This window comes from Streptomyces sp. TS71-3, assembly GCF_018327685.1.
Lineage (GTDB): Bacteria > Actinomycetota > Actinomycetes > Streptomycetales > Streptomycetaceae > Streptomyces.
Map to the genome: position 1 here is coordinate 3,483,988 of NZ_BNEL01000001.1, position 18,245 is coordinate 3,502,232.

General features: G+C 71.2%; 12 protein-coding genes. 4 read left to right on the forward strand and 8 right to left on the reverse strand.

The window, feature by feature from the left end:
• Nucleotides 1-453: 453 nt before the first annotated feature.
• Nucleotides 454-1,659, reverse strand: a complete 1,206-nt coding sequence (locus Sm713_RS14155) for a GlxA family transcriptional regulator (RefSeq protein ID WP_212909981.1) — start codon at nt 1,657-1,659, stop codon at nt 454-456.
• Nucleotides 1,660-2,811: 1,152 nt separating this feature from the next.
• On the opposite strand from Sm713_RS14155, the gene Sm713_RS14160 reads away from it, so the two are divergent.
• The gene (locus tag Sm713_RS14160; RefSeq protein WP_212909982.1) at nt 2,812-3,336 is read left to right on the forward strand and encodes a universal stress protein; all 525 of its coding nucleotides are present in this window, start codon (nt 2,812-2,814) and stop codon (nt 3,334-3,336) included.
• A gap of 207 nt (nt 3,337-3,543) precedes the next feature.
• Here the strand turns inward: Sm713_RS14160 and glmS are convergent, their stop codons facing one another.
• Together glmS and Sm713_RS14170 are read right to left on the reverse strand one after the other, a co-directional pair.
• A complete protein-coding gene (gene glmS / locus Sm713_RS14165) occupies nt 3,544-5,361 on the reverse strand; it encodes a glutamine--fructose-6-phosphate transaminase (isomerizing) (protein ID WP_212909983.1) in 1,818 nt (605 codons plus the stop codon).
• A 146-nt stretch (nt 5,362-5,507) separates the two neighbouring features.
• Nucleotides 5,508-5,765, reverse strand: coding sequence for a hypothetical protein (locus Sm713_RS14170; protein ID WP_212909984.1), 258 nt, complete (start codon nt 5,763-5,765; stop codon nt 5,508-5,510).
• A gap of 236 nt (nt 5,766-6,001) precedes the next feature.
• On the opposite strand from Sm713_RS14170, the gene Sm713_RS14175 reads away from it, so the two are divergent.
• Nucleotides 6,002-7,747 (forward strand): beta-N-acetylhexosaminidase, encoded by a 1,746-nt coding sequence (locus Sm713_RS14175; RefSeq protein WP_249416287.1) that lies wholly within the window; start codon nt 6,002-6,004, stop codon nt 7,745-7,747.
• Between the two features lie 335 nt (nt 7,748-8,082).
• On the opposite strand, the gene Sm713_RS14180 is transcribed toward Sm713_RS14175, so the two are convergent.
• Nucleotides 8,083-8,718 carry a maleylpyruvate isomerase N-terminal domain-containing protein gene (locus Sm713_RS14180; RefSeq protein WP_212909985.1) on the reverse strand — a complete coding sequence of 212 codons (636 nt, stop codon included), beginning with the start codon at nt 8,716-8,718 and terminating at the stop codon, nt 8,083-8,085.
• Between the two features lie 221 nt (nt 8,719-8,939).
• On the opposite strand from Sm713_RS14180, the gene Sm713_RS14185 reads away from it, so the two are divergent.
• Entirely contained in the window at nt 8,940-10,733 is a 1,794-nt protein-coding gene (locus tag Sm713_RS14185) for a serine/threonine-protein kinase (RefSeq protein ID WP_212909986.1), read from the forward strand.
• 46 nt (nt 10,734-10,779) lie between these two features.
• Nucleotides 10,780-12,699, forward strand: coding sequence for an FHA domain-containing protein (locus Sm713_RS14190; protein ID WP_212909987.1), 1,920 nt, complete (start codon nt 10,780-10,782; stop codon nt 12,697-12,699).
• Nucleotides 12,700-12,891: 192 nt separating this feature from the next.
• Here the strand turns inward: Sm713_RS14190 and Sm713_RS14195 are convergent, their stop codons facing one another.
• The 4 genes from Sm713_RS14195 to Sm713_RS14210 all read right to left on the reverse strand — a co-directional run bounded on the left by Sm713_RS14195 (nt 12,892) and on the right by Sm713_RS14210 (nt 18,191).
• The gene (locus Sm713_RS14195) at nt 12,892-14,667 is read right to left on the reverse strand and encodes an IucA/IucC family siderophore biosynthesis protein (RefSeq protein WP_212909988.1); all 1,776 of its coding nucleotides are present in this window, start codon (nt 14,665-14,667) and stop codon (nt 12,892-12,894) included.
• The gene (locus Sm713_RS14200) at nt 14,664-15,263 is read right to left on the reverse strand and encodes a GNAT family N-acetyltransferase (protein WP_212909989.1); all 600 of its coding nucleotides are present in this window, start codon (nt 15,261-15,263) and stop codon (nt 14,664-14,666) included. Before Sm713_RS14200 ends, Sm713_RS14195 begins: the two co-directional genes overlap by 4 nt.
• Nucleotides 15,260-16,603 carry a lysine N(6)-hydroxylase/L-ornithine N(5)-oxygenase family protein gene (locus Sm713_RS14205; RefSeq protein WP_212911997.1) on the reverse strand — a complete coding sequence of 448 codons (1,344 nt, stop codon included), beginning with the start codon at nt 16,601-16,603 and terminating at the stop codon, nt 15,260-15,262. The genes Sm713_RS14200 and Sm713_RS14205 overlap by 4 nt, the downstream gene beginning before the upstream one ends.
• A 133-nt stretch (nt 16,604-16,736) precedes the next feature.
• Nucleotides 16,737-18,191 (reverse strand): aspartate aminotransferase family protein, encoded by a 1,455-nt coding sequence (locus Sm713_RS14210; protein ID WP_212909990.1) that lies wholly within the window; start codon nt 18,189-18,191, stop codon nt 16,737-16,739.
• Between the last annotated feature and the right edge of the window lie 54 nt (nt 18,192-18,245).

An 18,245-nucleotide genomic window follows, 5' to 3' on the forward strand; every position in this document is an offset into this window, starting at 1 on the left:
CGGTGGGCCTGGGCCCGGCCGGGGGCTGCCCCTTCGGGGCGGGGAATGTGTGGCTTCACCGTGGGCGGTGGGCCTTGAGCGGCAGGGGCTGCCCCCTTGGGGTGGTGGCGGTCTGCGGGTTGCGTTGTGGCTGGTTGCGCAGTTCCCCCGCGCCCCTTTCGGGGCGCGTAGACGTTCGGTTTCGCCGTGGGCCGGTGGCCCTGGGGCGGCAGGGGCTGCCCCCTTGGGGTGGTGGCGGTCTGCCGGTTGCGTTGTGGCTGGTTGCGCAGTTCCCCGCGCCCCTTTCGGGGCGCGCCCTGATGTCGGGTTGTGCCAAGGAGGGGCGCGGGGAACTGCGCGAGCAACCGCGGGTGGCCGTTGGTCCGGATGCAGCCGAAGCCACCCCGGACCGGCGGGGCACCCCGGGAGGGGCGTCCTGTGAAGGGGCGCCCGTGCCCCGGGGTGGGGCGGGGGTCAGACCCGTCCCGATGCCGATCGCTCGGCGTCGGTCCGCTGGCCGGGTACGTTCGGCCGTGCGTACGCCTCCTGGCCGCGGCCGTTCTCGCCGGTCAGCGAGGCGCCCGTGCCGGGAGACCCGGCGCCCGCGCGGCGCGCGCCCGAGGGCAGGCCCTCAGGATGCGGCTCCGCGGGCTTGTCACCGCCGGGCCTGCGGGCCCGGTACGCGGCCCGGTACGCGGCGGGGGAGGAGCCGAGCTGGCGCCGGAAGTGCCCGCGCAGGGCCACCGGCGAGCGGAAGCCGCAGCGGCCCGCCACCTCGTCGACCGAGTAGTCGGAGGTCTCCAGCAGCCGCTGCGCCTGCAGCACCCGCTGGGTGATCAGCCACTGGAGGGGAGCACTCCCTGTCAGCGACCTGAACCTCCGGTCGAACGTGCGGCGGCTCATGTACGCCCGCGCGGCCAGCGTCTCCACGTCGAACTGCTCGTGGAGGTGCTCCAGTGCCCAGGCGACGACCTCGGCGAGCGGGTCGGCGCCGATCTCCTCTGGTAAAGACCTGTCCAGGTAGCGCTCCTGGCCTCCACTTCTGCGCGGCGGTACGACGAGCCGGCGTGCCAGCGCGCCCGCGGCCTCGTTGCCGTGGTCGGAGCGCACGATGTGCAGGCACAGGTCGATGCCCGCGGCCGTGCCCGCGGAGGTGAGCACGTCGCCGTCGTCCACGAAGAGCTCGCGCGGGTCGACGTGGACGGACGGGTAGCGCTTGGCCAGCGTCGGTGCGTACATCCAGTGCGTGGTCGCAGGGCGGCCGTCCAGCAGCCCGGCCGCGGCCAGCACGAAGGCACCGGTGCACAGGCCGACGATCCTGGCGCCCTCCTCGTGTGCCCTGCGGAGCGCGTCGAGCGCGTCCTCGGGGGGAGGGGCCGTGATCGACCGCCAGGCCGGCACCACCACGGTCCCGGCCCGGGAGATGGCTTCGAGCGTGTGGGGCGCGGTGAGTTCCAGCCCGCCCGTCGTGCGCAGTGGACCGTCCTCGCCGGAGCACACCAGCAGCCGGTAGCGCGGCACGCCGGCGTCCTGGCGGTCGATGCCGAAGACGGAGAGCGGTATGGAACTCTCGAAGATGGGGCCGCCGCTGAACAGCACCACGGCGACGATTTCCCTGCGCCGTCGCCCCGACAGCTTCCGGGTGGCGGCCTCGGGTGCGGCAGTGGAGTCGTGGCTCATGTCCCTAAGCCCCCCTCGGTAGTCGCGTCGCCCCTAACCTGGTGGGTCTGTCGCTCCTGCACGTTTCCCCTCGGTCCTGCACGAGTCCCCCGCCGTGTGACAAGCATGATCGAATCTACTGTGCCCGTTGGTGCCGAGGTGACCAGTTCAGCACCCGCCACTATGTCGACATGGCAACTTGGCGTAAAGCATTCGATCACGAAGCGTTGCACTCCGGGACCCCGGCTGGGAAGTGGGCCTCGGGCTCGTGGCCGGTCCCCATAGGGCGCGAGTCCGCCCCGAGATCCTTCCCCTACTGGTGGACACGCGGGTCGAGGGGTTCTGGCGGCGAATAATTCACCCGTGAGAAGTTGGCCGAAAATCGCCGTCGGTGAGTTAACAAACCGGACGGTCTTCTGGGATCTGCGCCTCAGAGCCCGCATGGCACCTGTGCTCCGGCGCGCCGGTCCGTCCGAGTTCGCAGAGGTTGCTCACAGGTTCGAAAGCTCGGATGGCTTGGACGGCACGCGCCGCCCGGGAGTCGCGGACGGCTCGGAGGGCGCATCCGGAGCCCGTTGGAGCGCTCCCGTCGTGCGCCCTGACCTACCTCATGTGCGTAGCATGCGCCCGCGCTCGTGTCGGGGCGCCATGCGGGGCGGAAAGAGTCGCGCGAGGCGCATGGGCGCGGTGCGCCGTCCCGCGGTCACCCCGGAGCGGGCCGCTCGCCCTCCGGCGCCTGCGGCATCCGGGGCAACTGGCCGCGCCACCGTGCACGTATGCCCTCGTAACATGCCCCGTGCATGACGTTCCGGCAGGTCAACGCGGCAGGGCGGCCGACCGGACACGGAACGTGCCGGATCTTTGACCGGCTGTACCGGGCAGCGACCATTGCCAGACGGGCGCTCGCTCATGCATGCTCCCTGGAACACCGCATCTGCACCGCTGCACAGCACCCTTCAGTGCCCTGGGCGGGGCATGGAAGGACCTGGGAACGAGAGGAGTGCAGCCGTACCCTTGCGGGTAAGGGGTTGGGAAGATGATTCCCGGACATGGGTCCGGTACCGCGGTGGTCCGAACTGCCGCTGAATCACGCGAACATCCCGCTCGACATCTTGACAACCGCATTCCGTCAGCCGCCCGCTCCTCAAGAGGACTTTCTTCGCCGAGACACCGATGGCCGGTCACGAATACTTCGAACCAGCGGACCGCAAACGGCAGGTCGCCGACCCCACGGCAGACCCCCTGGCGGCGGAAGACCCGCGCCATTCCTGCGATCCAGCCTTCAAGCACGGCGTCGTCGTCGGTTTCGACGGCTCCACATCGAGCGAGCGAGCGCTCGCCTACGCCATCGGAATGGCGCACCGATCAAGCTCCGGTCTGATCATCGTTCATGTCGCCAACCGGCTGCCCACCACCGTGTGGGCGGGCTGCGAGCCCCCGGTCTTCGTGGACGTCCCGGACCACCGCACCGAGGTCCTCGGGCTCGAACTGGCCTGCGCGGACTATCTGTCAGAGGTGCCGTGGATCCTGGTCGAGCGCGGCGGCGACATCTGCCATGAACTGGAGGAAGTCGGCAAGGAGTACGAGGCGGACGCCATCGTCGTCGGCTCCACGCACGGCATCGTCGGCCGCATCTTCGGCTCGGTGGCGGGCCGCCTGGCGCGACGCGCACAGCGCCCGGTCATCGTCATTCCCTGACGCCTGATGTCTGACGCGGACCCCGCGCCCCGGAAGGGGCGCGGGGCTGTGTCGTGGGGGCACCTTCCACGCCCTTGAGGCAGTGGGGGAGGCTCCGCCGCGTAGGCGCGACAAGCCACGGTGAACAGTCAGGCCGTCAACGACCCAAGGGGGGCAGACGCAGCCGCCCCCCGGCCAAGGGTCACCCCATCCGTGGGGGCCCACCACTTACTCGACGGTCACCGACTTCGCCAGGTTCCGCGGCTTGTCGATGTCCCGCCCGAGCGCCAGTGCCGTGTGGTACGCGAGGAGTTGGAGCGGGATCCCCATCAGGATCGGGTCCAGCTCGTCCTCGTTCTTCGGCACCACGACGGTCCGGTCCGCCTTCGGCTGCTCCTGGTGGGCCACCGCCAGGATGCGCCCGTCGCGCGCCTTGATCTCCTCCAGCGCCGCCCGGTTCTTCTCCAGCAGGTCGTCGTCCGGGACGATCGCCACCGTCGGCAGCGCCGGCTCGATCAGCGCCAGCGGCCCGTGCTTCAGCTCCGAGGCCGGGTACGCCTCGGCGTGCACGTAGGAGACCTCCTTCAGCTTCAGCGAGGCCTCGCGCGCCACCGGGTAGCCGCGCACCCGCCCGATGAACATCATCGACCTGGCCGCGGCGTACTCCTGGGCCAGTTCCCTGATGTGCTCCTCCTGGGCGAGGATCTCGGAGATCTGCGCCGGCAGCCTGCGCAGCCCCTCGATGATCCGCCGGCCGTCCCGCACCGACAGGTCGCGGATCCGGCCGAGGTGCAGCGCGAGCAGCGCGAACGCGACCGTGGTGTTCGTGAAGCACTTGGTGGAGACCACGCACACCTCGGGTCCCGCGTGCACGTACACACCGCCGTCCGCCTCGCGGGCGATCGCCGAGCCCACCACGTTCACCACGCCGAGCACCCGTGCGCCCTTGCGCTTCAGCTCCTGCACGGCCGCCAGCACGTCGTAGGTCTCACCGGACTGCGAGACGGCGATGTAGAGCGTGTCGGGATCGACCACCGGGTTGCGGTAGCGGAACTCCGAGGCGGGCTCGGCGTCCGACGGGATGCGGGCCAGCTCCTCGATCATCTGCGCCCCGATCATGCCCGCGTGGTACGAGGTGCCGCAGCCGAGGATCTTCACCCGGCGCACGGCCCGCGCCTCGCGCGCGTCCAGGTTGAGCCCGCCGAGGCGCACGGTGGCGAACCGCTCGTCGATCCGGCCCCGCAGTACCCGGTCCACGGCGTCCGGCTGCTCGCAGATCTCCTTGTGCATGTACGTGTCGTGGCCGCCCATGTCGTACGACTCGGCCTCCCACTCCACCGTGGTGGGCGAGGCCGTGGTGCGGGTGCCCTCGATGGTGTAGGTGCGGAAGTCGTCGGCCTTGAGGGTGGCCATCTCCCCGTCGTCCAGGGTGACGATCTGCCGGGTGTGCGCGACCAGAGCGGCGACGTCCGAGGCGACGAACATCTCCTTCTCCCCGATGCCCAGCACCACCGGGGAGCCGTTGCGGGCCGCCACGATGCGGTCGGGGAAGGCGGAGTGCAGCACCGCGATGCCGTAGGTGCCCTCGATCAGCCGGAGCGCGCCCTGCACGCGCTCCTCCAGGGTCTCCGCCTCGCCGCGGGCGATGAGGTGGGTGACGACCTCGGTGTCCGTCTCGGAGCGGAACTCCACCCCGTCGGCGATGAGCTTGGCGCGCAGCTCGGCGGCGTTGTCGATGATGCCGTTGTGGACGACGGCGACGCGGCCCTCGCCGTCCAGGTGCGGGTGCGCGTTGTCGTCGGACGGGGCGCCGTGGGTGGCCCACCGGGTGTGCGCGATGCCGGTGGTGCCCGCGAACCGCTTGGGGATCCGCGCCTCCAGATCCCGTACCCGGCCCTTCGCCTTGATCATCTTCAGGGCGGCGGCCTTCGGGCCCGTGACCACGATGCCCGCCGAGTCGTAGCCGCGGTACTCCAGCCGCTGCAGCCCCTCCAGCAGCAGCGGCGCCACGTCACGCCTGCCGATGTATCCGACGATTCCGCACATATGGTTCTCCCCTGGGGTGGGCTTGCGTTCCCGTGTGGGCTTGTGTTCGCGTGTGGGCTTGCTTCCCGTCCGGGCTTGCTTCCCGTGTGGGCTCGCCGGGGCCGGTCCGGCAGTACCGCCCGGCGCCCGGCCGCCGGCGGGCCGGCTCAGCCGTAGACGAGCCGGCGGAGCTGTCTTTGGGACAGCTCGGGCGGCGCGACCGCGCGGTAGCGCAGCTCGGCCTCGACCCGCTCGAAGATCTCCGCGTTCACCAGGCCCTGGCCCTGGAGCTCGCGGTGCCGGCGGCGCACGAATTCCTCGGCCGTCTCGTCGAAGTAGGCGAGTACGTCCTGGACCACCCGCAGGGCCTCGCCCCGGCTGAGTGGAGTGCTGCGCGTCAGGTGGTCAACGAGGTCGTCGTGCACCCGTTGATCGTGGAGTAAGCCCCCGGCTTTCGCAACAATTCTGCCCGATTCCGGGCACGAATCCGGTATCTCGGATGATGCGATGCCTCACTCCCGTCCCGCCCCGTTCTGCTTTCCCGGATGTATTGGTCTGCACCTTGACCGATCGTGAGGCGCGCGGTACGCATGGCGACGGTCCGCCACCGCCGCGCGGGGGTGCCCGCCACCAGTACCGGCCGAGCTGAAGGGAACCGCCCGTGAGCCAGAAGGCGACAGCGCGTACAAGACACCGCTTCGGAACGTCCAGGCTGCTCGGCTCGCTGGTCCTGCTCACGGCGGCCGGGCTCTGCACCTTCGGGACCCTGCCCGCGGCGGCGGCCCCGGGCCCGCGCCCCGTCACCCCGCTCGACGCGATCGTGCCCGCCCCCGCCTCCGTCACCCCGGCCGGCACCGGCTACGAGATCACCAGGACCACCGCCATCCACGTCCAGGCCGCGACCGCGGGTGGGCACGGAGGGCACGGCGGTCACGGCGGGCATGCCGTGAGCGGGACGCAGGAGACGGCGGACGCGTCCCGCGGCGGCGGGCACGGCCAGCCGGACAAGGCCGCCCTGCGGGAGGCCGAGGCGGTCGGCGACTACCTGGCCGGCGTGCTGCGCCGCTCCACGGGTTTCCCGCTGCCCGTCGTCGGCGGTAAGGGCACGGACGGCATCCGCCTGGAACTGGCCCCGAACGACACCGCGCTCGGCACGGAGGGATACCGGCTCGCCAGCGACAGGCACTCGGTCACCATCACCGCGGCGGCGTCCGGCGGGCTCTTCCACGGGGTGCAGACGCTCCGGCAGCTGCTGCCCGCCGCCGTGGAGAAGTCCACCCGGCAGCCCGGGCCCTGGAAGATCGCGGGCGGCACCATCGAGGACACCCCGCGGTTCGCCTACCGGGGCGCCATGCTCGACGTCTCCCGGCACTTCTTCACCGTCGACCAGGTCAAGCGGTACATCGACGAGCTGGCCATCTACAAGATCAACGAACTCCATCTGCACCTCTCCGACGACCAGGGCTGGCGCATCGCGGTCGACTCCTGGCCCAAGCTGGCCACGTACGGCGGCTCGACCGAGGTCGGCGGCGGCAAGGGCGGCTCCTACACCAAGGCCCAGTACAAGGAGCTCGTGCGGTACGCCGCCTCCCGGTACGTGGAGGTGGTCCCGGAGATCGACATGCCGGGCCACACCAACGCCGCCCTCGCCTCCTACGCCGAACTGAACTGCGACGGCGTCGCGCCCCCGCTCTACACCGGCACGGACGTCGGCTTCAGCTCGCTGTGCGTGAACAAGCCCGTGACGTACGACTTCCTGAACGACGTCCTCTCCGAGCTCGCCGCCCTGACCCCGGGCCGGTACCTGCACATCGGCGGCGACGAGGCGCACTCCACCAGCCACGACGACTACGTCACGCTGATGGACAAGGCCCAGCCGCTGGTCACCGCCCACGGCAAGCAGGTCATGGCCTGGCACCAGCTCACCGGAGCGCATCCGGTGCCGGGCGCGGTGGCGCAGTACTGGGGCTACGACGACACCGGCGCCGACGAGCGCCAGCAGGTGGTGGACGCGGCACGCAACGGCACCAAGGTCGTCATGTCCCCGGCGGACCGCGACTACCTCGACATGAAGTACACCGAGGACACCCCGCTCGGGCAGGACTGGGCGGGCCTGGTCAACGTGCAGCGGTCCTACGACTGGGACCCGGGCACGTACCTGGAGGGGCTGCCCGAGAGCGCCGTCCTGGGCGTGGAGGCCCCGCTGTGGACGGAGACCATCACCGACTCGGCGGACATCGACTACATGGCCTTCCCCCGGCTGCCCGGCATCGCCGAGCTGGGCTGGTCGCCGGCGTCGACACACGACTGGAACGCGTACAGGGTGCGCCTTGCGGCGCAGGGGCCGCGTATGACGGCGCTCGGTATCGACTTCTTCCGGTCGCCGGAGGTGGACTGGCAGCAGTGAGACGGGGCGCCCGGGCGCCCACGGTGCCCACGATCGCGGCACGGGCCACCACGCACCTCCGGTGGCCCTGGCCGCGGTAGGGGCTGCCCCTTTGGGTCGGTGGCGGTCTGACGGTTCCGTCGTGGCTTGTCGCGCAGTTCCCCGCGCCCCTGAAGGGGGCACAGTGGCCGTCGGGCCGCCCTGGCCCACCAAAGGGGCGGGGGGAACTGCGCGAGCAACCGCATCGAGACCGTCAGACCGCCAACCGGCCGAAGGGGCACTACCTGCCGCGCCAGGGGCCGGGCCGGGGTAGGCCCGAGCGTGACCGAGCCCCGGAACCGGCCCGCCCGACGGAGTCAGATCGCGTTGATCGGGGCCGACGCGCGCTCCACGCGCGCAAGCGCACGGAGCAAGGCCGCCTGCCCATGCCGCCGCGCGGCAAGCCTCGCCAGCAGGACGAGCACGGGGTCGAACGCCGAGGCGGGCAACTCGGGCGTGGGGAGCCGGACGCTGACGGCGAGGTCGTCCAGGTGCACGGCCAGCTCCAGCAGGCGGGTGGCGAGGAAGTCGTCGAGGTGCAGCGCCCAGCCGGTCTGCGGCATGAAGAACACCTCGTCACCGGTGCGGTCAGCCAGCAGGGCGCGCTGCTCGGCGAGTGCCGCGCGGGTGCGCTCGTGCAGGCAGGCCGGGCCCTCGGCCGCGATGCCCTCGCCCTTGGCGCGGATACCGGAGTTGGCGTCACCGTCCAGCGGCGCGCCGAGCCACTCGGCGCGCGCGTAGTGCTCCAGCAGCGTGATCGGCGGCCCGCCCGACGGCGCCGCCTCAAGCGCCTCGGTGACGCTGAGCACCTGGTACGCGAGGTGCCCGGCAAGAGCGCCGACGCTCATACCCTCCAGCGCGCTCCGCTCGCCCCAGGCCGCCGCGACCTCGGCGCTTCCCAGCTGCCCCACGGCCGCCTCCGCCGCGGCCGGGTATCCGGCGAGCGCACTCATACGGTTCCCCTCCGTACCGTCGGCCGCGTGACGTGTTCAGCAGGTCCATGGCCCTGCGCGCGGATCCCACAACGGTCCCGGCGCCGCGGGTTACTTGCCCACGCCGGGCTCGGTCGCGTGCGGTACGGTTGCGCCGCTGCGAACGCACACGGTCTCGTGTCCAGGAAGGCCCGTCCGTCTTCCGAGTGAGCCGCCAGCGCGAGCGAGTCGGGACTGTAGTGATGACCAATGAGGATACCGTGCCGGAAGAGTCGGGCCGCGAGCGTGTGATCGCCGGCCGCTACCACCTGCTGTCGCCCCTCGGTGAGGGCGGTATGGGAACCGTGTGGCGCGCCCGCGACGAGGTGTTGCACCGCGAGGTCGCCGTCAAGGAGGTCCGGGCGCCAAGTGGAATGGCGGCGCCCGATGTCGAGCGGATGTACCGGCGGCTGGAGCGTGAGGCATGGGCCGCGGCCCGGGTGTCGCACCGGAACGTCGTGACCGTCCATGACGTGGTCATGGAGGAGAGCCGCCCGTGGATCGTCATGGAGCTGGTTCGCGGGCAGTCCCTCGCCGATCTGCTCAAGGTCGCGGGCCCGCTCTCCCCGAAACGCACCGCGTCCATCGGCATCGAGGTTCTGGCCGCACTCCGCTCCGCCCATGAGGCCGGGGTGCTGCACCGTGACGTGAAGCCGGCCAACGTGCTGATGGCCAAGGACGGCCGGGTGGTGCTCACCGATTTCGGCATAGCCGTGGTCGAGGGCAGCTCGGCGTTGACCATGCCCGGCGAGGTGGTCGGGTCGCCCGAGTTCCTGGCGCCGGAGCGGGCGTTGGGAAAGACGCCAGGGCCGGCATCGGACCTGTGGTCGCTCGGCGTGTTGCTGTACGCGGCGGTTGAGGGAACCTCGCCGTTCCGCAACAGCACACCGCTCAGCACCCTGCGTGCCATCGTGGATGTGGAGCTGCCGCCGCCGAGCCAGGCCGGCGCCCTGGCCCCGGTCATCGAAGGGCTACTCCGCAAGGACCCGGAGGAACGCCTCGGCGCCGAGCAGGCGGAACAGGGCCTGCGGCTGGTGGGCGAGGGGACATCCCTCCACACGGCGACCGCGGCACAGGACTCCCTCTCGGCGACTGCCCTGGCAGATTCCGCCACGCAGGTGTCGGCCACGGATGCGGCCACGCAGGTGTCGGCCACGGATGCCGCCACGCAGGTGTCGGCCACGGATGCCGCCACGCAGGTGTCTCCCCCCGACTCCGTGACGCAGGCCGCGGTCGCGGATCCCGCGCCGGAGCCCGCCGCGGAGCCGTCCGCCGCGACTGCGGTGACGCAGACCGCGGACACCCACCCCGCGGCCCCGACGACGGCCACGCAGACCGCGGACACCCACCCCACGGCACCGGCGGCGACGGCCGCGCAGGCCCCGGATCCCGGGCCGGTCGCCGCCGCAGCACCCGCGTCCCCGCCGTCCCCGGCCTCCCCTCGGCGCAAGCGGCGCACCACCTTCGTGGCCGCGGGCGCGACCCTGCTCGCTCTGGTGCTGACCGGGGCGGGCTTCGGGCTGCACGCGCTCATCAGCGACGGAGACGGAGGCCGGCAGGACGCCGGCGGTTCGGCTGCGGGCGCCGGTGCGCTCTCGGTCGCCTCGGGCGGCGGTGCACGGGACAGCATCCAGGTGGGCGTGAACGTCACGGGTTCGCGGACGACGTACGCGGGACCGTGTCCGTCCCCGAACGAGCAGGCGCCCACCTTCACGGCGACCTTCTCGGTGGACCGGATCCCGGCCCAGCTCTCCTACCGGTGGGTGACCGCGGACGGCGACCTGATCGCCGGGGGCTGGAGGACGCTCGCGTTCCCCGAGGGCGGAGACGACGTCGAGCAGGAAACGGTGCGCCTGACCACGTGGGCGCGCGGCGGGACGTTCGAGAGCGGGATCGGCGTGGAGCTCAAGGCGCCCCTCCAGGGCAAGTCCAACTTCGTGCCCGTGTCGCTGACGTGCGAGACGGGCACGGGCGAGGGCACGTCCTCCGGCCAGTGACGGATCGGGCGATCTTCGCGTTTGGTGTCGTACGCAAGGAGTATGAGTGTCATCGGTCATCATCGGGCAGAACGGCCCCTTCTCGGGCCAAAGCGTGGTTCTTGATTCCGCTCCTCTGACGTTCGGTCGCAAGAGCGACAACGGTGTTGTGATCGTCAGCCAGAAGGCCTCACGTCTGCACGCGGAAATCGTGGAGGAGGACGCCGGCTTCGTCCTTTACGACCGCAACAGCCGCAACGGCACCTTCGTCAACGACGAGCGCATCACGCGGCATGTGCTGCGCCCCGACGACTGCATACGGATCGGCGACGAGACCTTCCTCTACGCGTCGCAGGACGCCATGGAGACGGTCATGGACCTCTCCCACCTCGACGAGGCTCCCCGCGGGGCGGCCTCCGACGACCCCACCGTGCTGCACGTCACGGTCACCGGCGGAGGTCCGGTGGGCCTCGCCTTCGCGCTGACGTTGGAGAACATGCTGCGCGAGCGTGTTTCCGTCACGATCCACGACGGGCGGTGGACGGAGGACGGCTCCACCGTCGTCTGGAAGAACAAGGCCCAGGGGAACAACCGCCGCCAGCAGGTCGTGACCGTCCAGAGCCGCCAGTACCTCGCGCTGCCCGAGGAACTGCAGTCGGCGCTGTTCGGCGGGGGCGAGTACGCGGAGATGTGGCCCGTCGGGCCCGACTCCGTGGACGGACAGCCGCCCCGCAACATCCGGATCGCCTACATCGAGGACCGGCTGCTCGAACTGGCGAACGACAACGCCAGGATCCACCTGGTGCCGAAGCGGTTCGACCCGGCGGAGCAGCAGGAGCAGGCCGCGCAGTCACATGTCCTCGTGATCTGCGAGGGCGGATCGTCCCGCACGCGGGAGCACTACAGCGACCGGTTCGGCGCGGCCGACACCACGGTCTACTCCCTGGACGGCGAGCACCTTCAGGACGTGGTGCTCGGGCTCAAGGTGAAGTCCGCGCTCTCCGACCAGATGAGCGTCCTGCTGACCGTCTCGCAGAACAGGTTCCTCCTCAACTCGCTGAGGGGGGAGGGCTTCCTGAACATGCGGCTCACGCGCGAGGAGGCCCGCAACGTGATCGGCATCGACCCGGTCCGCCAGGTCTTCGAGCAGTGCATCGCCTCCCGCCCCTGCCTGATGACCCGTGACGAGGAGGAGAACGAGTTCCGCTGTCCCACGCACGGAACCCTCTTCCTTCCTGCCCTGCTCCAGAGTTCACCCCTGTGGAAGCGGATCCGGCAGGGGCTCAAGCTGTTCGGGGTGGCCGAGCCCGACCTCACCGCGGTCACGTCGTTCCGGCTGGACATGGTGCAGCGCCCGCGGTTCACCGCGCAGCTCAGCCGTCCCACCCCGACGAGCCCCGGAACGTACGGCTTCCTGCTGGGCGACGCGGCCAACTCCATGCACTTCTGGCCGGGGCGCGGCCTGAACAGCGGTCTTGCCTCCGCCCTTTCGCTCGCCCGCTCCCTCAGCCGCGCGTGGAACGGGAAGCCGCTGCGTGATGCCGACTTCATCCGGCACGAGGCCGCGATGTCCATGCTCCAGTACCGGCACAAGAGCCGGGCCTGGAACGCCATGGTCACCACGGACGAGCAGGGCGCCACCCGCGCCATCAAGGACATCATCGCGCGCAGCGTGGATCCGGAGGCCGGCGACCTCCCCGCGTCGCAGGACGAATGCCTCGACGCGCTGCTGGAGCGCATGGGCGCGATACGCGACCGCCTCGCGTCCCGCCTGCCCGGTATGCCCACCGACGAGGAGCTGCGGGAGCACCTCTCGAAGCTGGACCTGGCCACGCTCCACACGCTCCAGGAGAGCGGCGCCTGGGACACCCTGATCGTCGGCGGCGAGGAGGCCGACATCGACCTCTTCTACCAGTCGGACTCTCCGGTCTACGTCCCCCGCCCCGCCGCCGCGGAGGGCATTCCGTCGGCTCCGGTACCGCTGTGATCCTTACGCGGGAACCCGGACCGGGCCGTCCGGCCTCGCCGGGTTCCGGCTGACGGTTCGGGGTTCGGGTCCGGCGACGACCGAACCCGGCAGGGACCCTGCCAAGGCCCAGGTCAGGCGGTACCGACCTGGGCCCTGGCCATCGTCCACGGGCGCGGGCCGCCGATGCCGCGTGCGGGTGCGGCCCGTCGCTCACGCGATCGGGTTCTTCAGCGTCCCCACGAGCTGGAGCGCACCCGACGGATCCGCCAGGTCCACCATCTGGCGGTTGTCGCGGAGCTGGAGCCGGTTCAGGCAGGACAGCGCGAACTCGGGGGCGAAGATGTCGTAGCGGCGGAAGGCGGCGGCGAGTTCGGGGTGGGCGCGCTGGTAGGCGTGGACGCAGTCGGCGACCGCCAGCCAGAACGTGTCCTCCTCGATCAGGCCCTCGGTGGCCAGCTGCGCGGAGAGGAAGCGGAAGAAGCAGTCGAAGACGTCGGTGAAGATCGACAGCAGCCGCTGGTCCTCGGGGACGTCCGCCTTGATCCGCGCGACCTGAGGCGGGAGCTCCGCGTCCGGGTCCAGGACGGCGATCTCCTCGGCGATGTCCTTGAAGACGGCACGCCGCACGCTGCCCGCCTCGTCCAGGACCAGGATGACGTTCTCGCCGTGCGGCATGAACACCAGGCCGTACGCGTAGAAGCAGTGCAGCAGCGGCACCAGGTAGGCGTCCAGGTAGCGGCGCAGCCACTCGGCAGGGCGCAGGCCGGACCGCTCGATGAGCGCGGCGGCCAGGGACGCGCCGGCGCCGTCGGTGTGCAGCAGCGAGGCCATGGTGGCGAGCCGCTCACCGTCCTTCAGGCCCGGCACCGGCGACTCCCGCCACAGTGCCGCCAGCATCTTGCGGTAGGGCGAGTAGCGGTCCGTGGCGGCCTCGTACTCCAGGTGCCGGTAGCCGACGGCGGCCCGTTCGCGCAGCACGGTGAGGCCGGCGGCGCGCAGCACCTCGTCGGAGCGGACCAGCTCCGCGAGCCAGTCGTTGATGGCGGGGGTGGCTTCCATGTACGCGGCGGACAGGCCCCGCATGAAGCCCATGTTCAGCACCGACAGCGCGGTCTTGACGTAGTGCTTGGCGGGGTCGGTGGTGTTGAAGAAGGTGCGGATCGACTGCTGGGCGAGGTAGGAGTCGTCGCCCTCGCCGAGGCAGACAAGACGCCGGGTGGCTATCTCCGCGGCGAAGGTGACGGTGAGCTTGTTCCACCACTGCCAGGGGTGGACGGGTATCAGGAGGTAGTCGTCCGGGTCGAGGCCCTGGCCGCGGAGCGCCGCGGAGAAGCGGATCAGGGTGGCCTCGCCCAGCTCGGCGCGGAGCAGCGCCTCGTATCCGACGCCGGCTCCCGCGTGGAACGCGGCGCGGTCCCGGTGCGCGGCGACCCAGACCAGCCGGACGGGGCTCGCGGTCTCGGGTGCGTAGGAGAGGTACTCGTGGACGCCGAAGCCGAGCCGGCCGTTGTTGGCGACGAAGCACGGGTGGCCCTCGGTCATCCCGGTCTCGACGGCCTGGAAGTCCGCCCCCGCCAGCTCGGCCGACGAGACGCCGGGCTTGGCCAGCTTGTAGCAGGTGCTCGCGAGCGTCGAGGAGATCTCCTCCAGGTAGACCGGCAGGATGTCGTCGCTCAGGCCCAGGCTGCCGCGCAGCTCGATGCAGAAGTCCAGCGCGGCGAGCGGCAGCTCGGTGCCGTCCGCGGTGCGCCGCCGGGATATGGAGGCCGCGTCGACGGCCCAGTGGTCCAGCGCGAACAGCCGCGCACGGAACCGGTAGACCGTGCCGCCGTCGTCGCTGAACACCTCGTACTGCCCGTCTCCGCAGGCGGCGGGGGTGAGCAGCCGTTCGTGGCCGAACTCCGCGAGGGCCTTGCGGACGAGCAGGCGGTTCGCCTCCTCCCAGCGCTCCGGGGCCAGGTGGGCGACGGCGTCGGACAGGCTCATGAGACGGCTCCTCTGGCTGCGGCGAACTGCTCGCGGGTGCAGAAGCTGAGCAGCGCGGTCTTCTCCGGCTTGGTGATCTCGCGGTCGGGAACGAAGCCGACGGCGCGGTTGAGCGCGTGGACGGCGGTGTTGCGGACATCGGGTTCCACGACGACGCGCCGGGCCGCCGGGTCGGCGAACAGGAACTCCATCACGGTGGTGAGCACGGCCAGGGTGAAGCCCGGGAGGCGGACGTCACCCGGCGCGGTCAGGAAATGCATGCCCACATCGCCGGGCCGGGCCTCGTACAGACCCTCCAGCTCCACGCGGGCCGGGTCGTAGCGCTCCACGAGGAACGCGGGCGCGCCGCGGTGCAGGCCGAGGAACGCGTCGTGGTGCGGGTGGGCGGCTACCGCCATGTAGGCGCGCTCCACCTCCTCCAGCCTGGCGTCCCCCATCAGCCAGAACACCGCCTTCGGATGGGTCACCCAGCGGTGCAGCAGCTCCGCGTCGGTCGTCGGGTCGAGGTCGCGCAGGGCGAACACGCCGAGGGCGGGGTCGCCGCGGGTGAAGAGGGGGCCGGGGCCGCCGCGCCCGGCGTCGTCGTGGTCGGTCATGAGGGGCCGCTTTCCGGTGAGAGGTCCGGGGAACCGTCGGGGGCGGCGAAGTCCTGGAACGCGATGGACTTCTCCACCGGGTAGACCTCGCGGCCCAGCAGCTCCCGGATGATGTACGCGTTGCGGTAGGCGCCCATGCCCAGGTCGGGGCTGGTGACGCTGTGGGTGTGCACGCCGGCGTTCTGGAGGAAGATGCCGCCTCCGGTGGTGTCGACGGCGTAGTTGCGGGCCACGTCGAAGCGGCCCCGGCCGTCCCAGCGGATCCGGTCGTGCACCGGTCGCAGGAACTCGGGCGTGCGGTACCGGTAGCCCGTGGCGAGGATCAGGCCCTCGGTGTCCAGGGCGAAGTCACGTTCCTGCTCCTCGTGGCGCAGGCCCAGGGTGTACGTGCCGGAAGGGGCGTCGTAGGCGGCCGTGCGCAGCGAGGTGTTGGTGAGCAGCCGGGTGGGCACGGGGCCCGCCAGGCTCTTCTGGTAGAGCAGGTCGAAGATGGCGTCGATCAGGGCCGAGTCGATGCCCTTGAAGAGGCCCTTCTGCTGCTGCTCCAGGCGGTAGCGGGTGTCCTCCGGCAGCGCGTGGAAGTAGTCGGCGTACTCCGGGGACGTCATCTCCAGCGTCAGCTTGGTGTACTCCAGCGGGAAGAACCGCGGGGAGCGGGTCACCCAGTCGAGCCGGTAGCCGTGTGTGTCGATCTCGCCGAGCAGGTCGTAGTAGATCTCGGCGGCGGACTGGCCGCTGCCGACCAGGGTGATCGACTTCTTCGCGGTCAGCCGGGACCGGTTGGCCAGGTAGCGGGAGTTGTGGATCGCGTCGCCGTCCAGGCCCTCGCACGCCTTCGGGACGTACGGCGGCGTGCCGGTGCCGAGCACCAGGCGCGGGGCGCGGTAGGTGACGCCGGTGGAGGTGCGCGCGGTGTAGTGGCCGCCGCCGTCCGTGCCGTCGTGGCCGGCTGCGCTGCCGCCTGTCCCCGGGGTGTACGTCACCTCCGTGACCGTCGTGTCGAAGCGGACGCTGGAGAGCTGCGCCGCGGCCCAGCGGCAGTACGCGTTGTACTCGGTGCGCAGCGGATAGAAGTTCTCGCGGATGTAGAAGGCGTACAGCCGGCCCGACTGCTTGAGGTAGTTCAGGAACGAGTACGGGGAGGTGGGGTCCGCCAGCGTCACCAGGTCCGACAGGAACGGGGTCTGGAGGTGGGCACCGTCCAGGAACATCCCCGAGTGCCAGTCGAAGTCGGGCTTGGCCTCCAGGAAGACGCCGTTCAGCTCGTCGAGGGGCTCGGTCAGGCAGGCGAGGCCCAGATTGAAGGGGCCGAGGCCGATGCCGAGGAAGTCGGCGTCCACGACGCGGCCGGAATCCGGGTAGGAACCGGAGCTCGCGGGGGAGGCGGTGGCCGCTCGGGGGCCCGCGTCCGCCGGGGAGGCGGCGGTCGCGCGGGGGCCGGTGCCCACGTGGGAATCGGTGTCCGCGGCGTGGTCAGCAGGCGTGGTCAAGGTTCTCTCCCAGGTACTGCTCGGCGTGGCCGGCGATCAGGTCGAGGACGGCCGCGATGTCGCCGGCCGTCGTGGCGGGGTTGAGCAGCGTGAACTTGAGGTAGTGGCGGCTGTCCACCGTGGTGCCCGCGACGACCGCGTCGCCCGAGGAGAACAGCGCCTTGCGCGCGTGCAGGTTGGCGCGGTCGATGCCGGCCTGGTCGGTGGGGGCCGCGGGGATGTAGCGGAAGACGAGCGTGGAGAGCTGGGGCCGCACCACGACGTCGAAGCGCGGGTCGGCCGCGAGCATCCGCCAGCCCTCCTCGGCCAGCGCGCACACCTCGTCGAAGAGGGCGCCCACCGCGTCCGCGCCCATGATGCGCAGCGTCATCCAGAGCTTGAGCGCGTCGAAGCGGCGGGTGGTCTGGAGCGACTTGTCCACCTGGTTGGGGATGCGCTCCTCGGCCGCCCGCCGGGGGTTGAGGTAGTCCGCGTGGTAGGTGGCGTGCCGGAGCACGGCCGAGTCCCTGACCAGCAGGGCGCTGGAGCTCACCGGCTGGAAGAACGACTTGTGGTAGTCGACGGTGACCGAGTCGGCCAGTTCGATGCCGTCCAGCAGGTGCCGGCCCGACGGGGACGCCAGCAGGCCGCAGCCGTACGCCGCGTCGACGTGCAGCCAGGTGCCGTGCTCGGCGCACAGCCCGGCGATCTCCTCCAGCGGGTCGATGGAGCCGAAGTCGGTGGTGCCCGCGGTGCCGACCACCGCCATCGGCACCAGGTCCTCGCGGGTGCAGCGGGCCAGCTCCTGGGCGAGTGCGAGGGTGCTCATCCGCTTGTCCCGGTCGCAGGGGATGGCGATCACCGCGTCGGGGCCGAGGCCGAGGAGTTTCGCGGACTTGCGCACGCTGAAGTGGCTGACCTCGGAGGTGAGGATGCGCAGCCGGGCCGGGGTGCCGGCGAGGCCGCAGACCTTGGCCTCCTCGCGGGCGAGCAGCAGCGCCTGGAGGTTGGACTGCGTGCCGCCGCTGGTGAAGACCCCGTCCGCGGCCGGCCCGAGGCCGAGCCGCCCCGCCGTCCAGTCGATCAGCCGGCGCTCGATGAGGGTGCCGCCCGCTGACTGGTCCCAGGTGTCCAACGAGGAGTTCACCGCCGCGAGCACGGCCTCGCCGAGCACGGCGGGGATGACGACGGGGCAGTTGAGGTGGGCCAGGTAGCGGGGGTGGTGGAACCAGACCGCGTCGCGGAGGTAGACCTCCTCCAGCTCGTCGAGCGCGGCGGTGGTGTCGCCCAGGGGACGGTCGAGGTCGATGGCGTCGAAGCGAGGGGCGAGTTCGTCGGCGGTGACACCGGTGAACGGCCGGTCGACGGCGGTGAGTCTCGCGGCCACGCGCTCGATTCCCTCGGTTACGGACTGGAGGTAGCGATCCGTCGTCCCGTCGTTGAGCAGGTGCGAGCGCATGGGGAGTCCTCCGGTGTGAGTCGGGAACTTAGGTGAGGCTAACCTAAGTAAAAT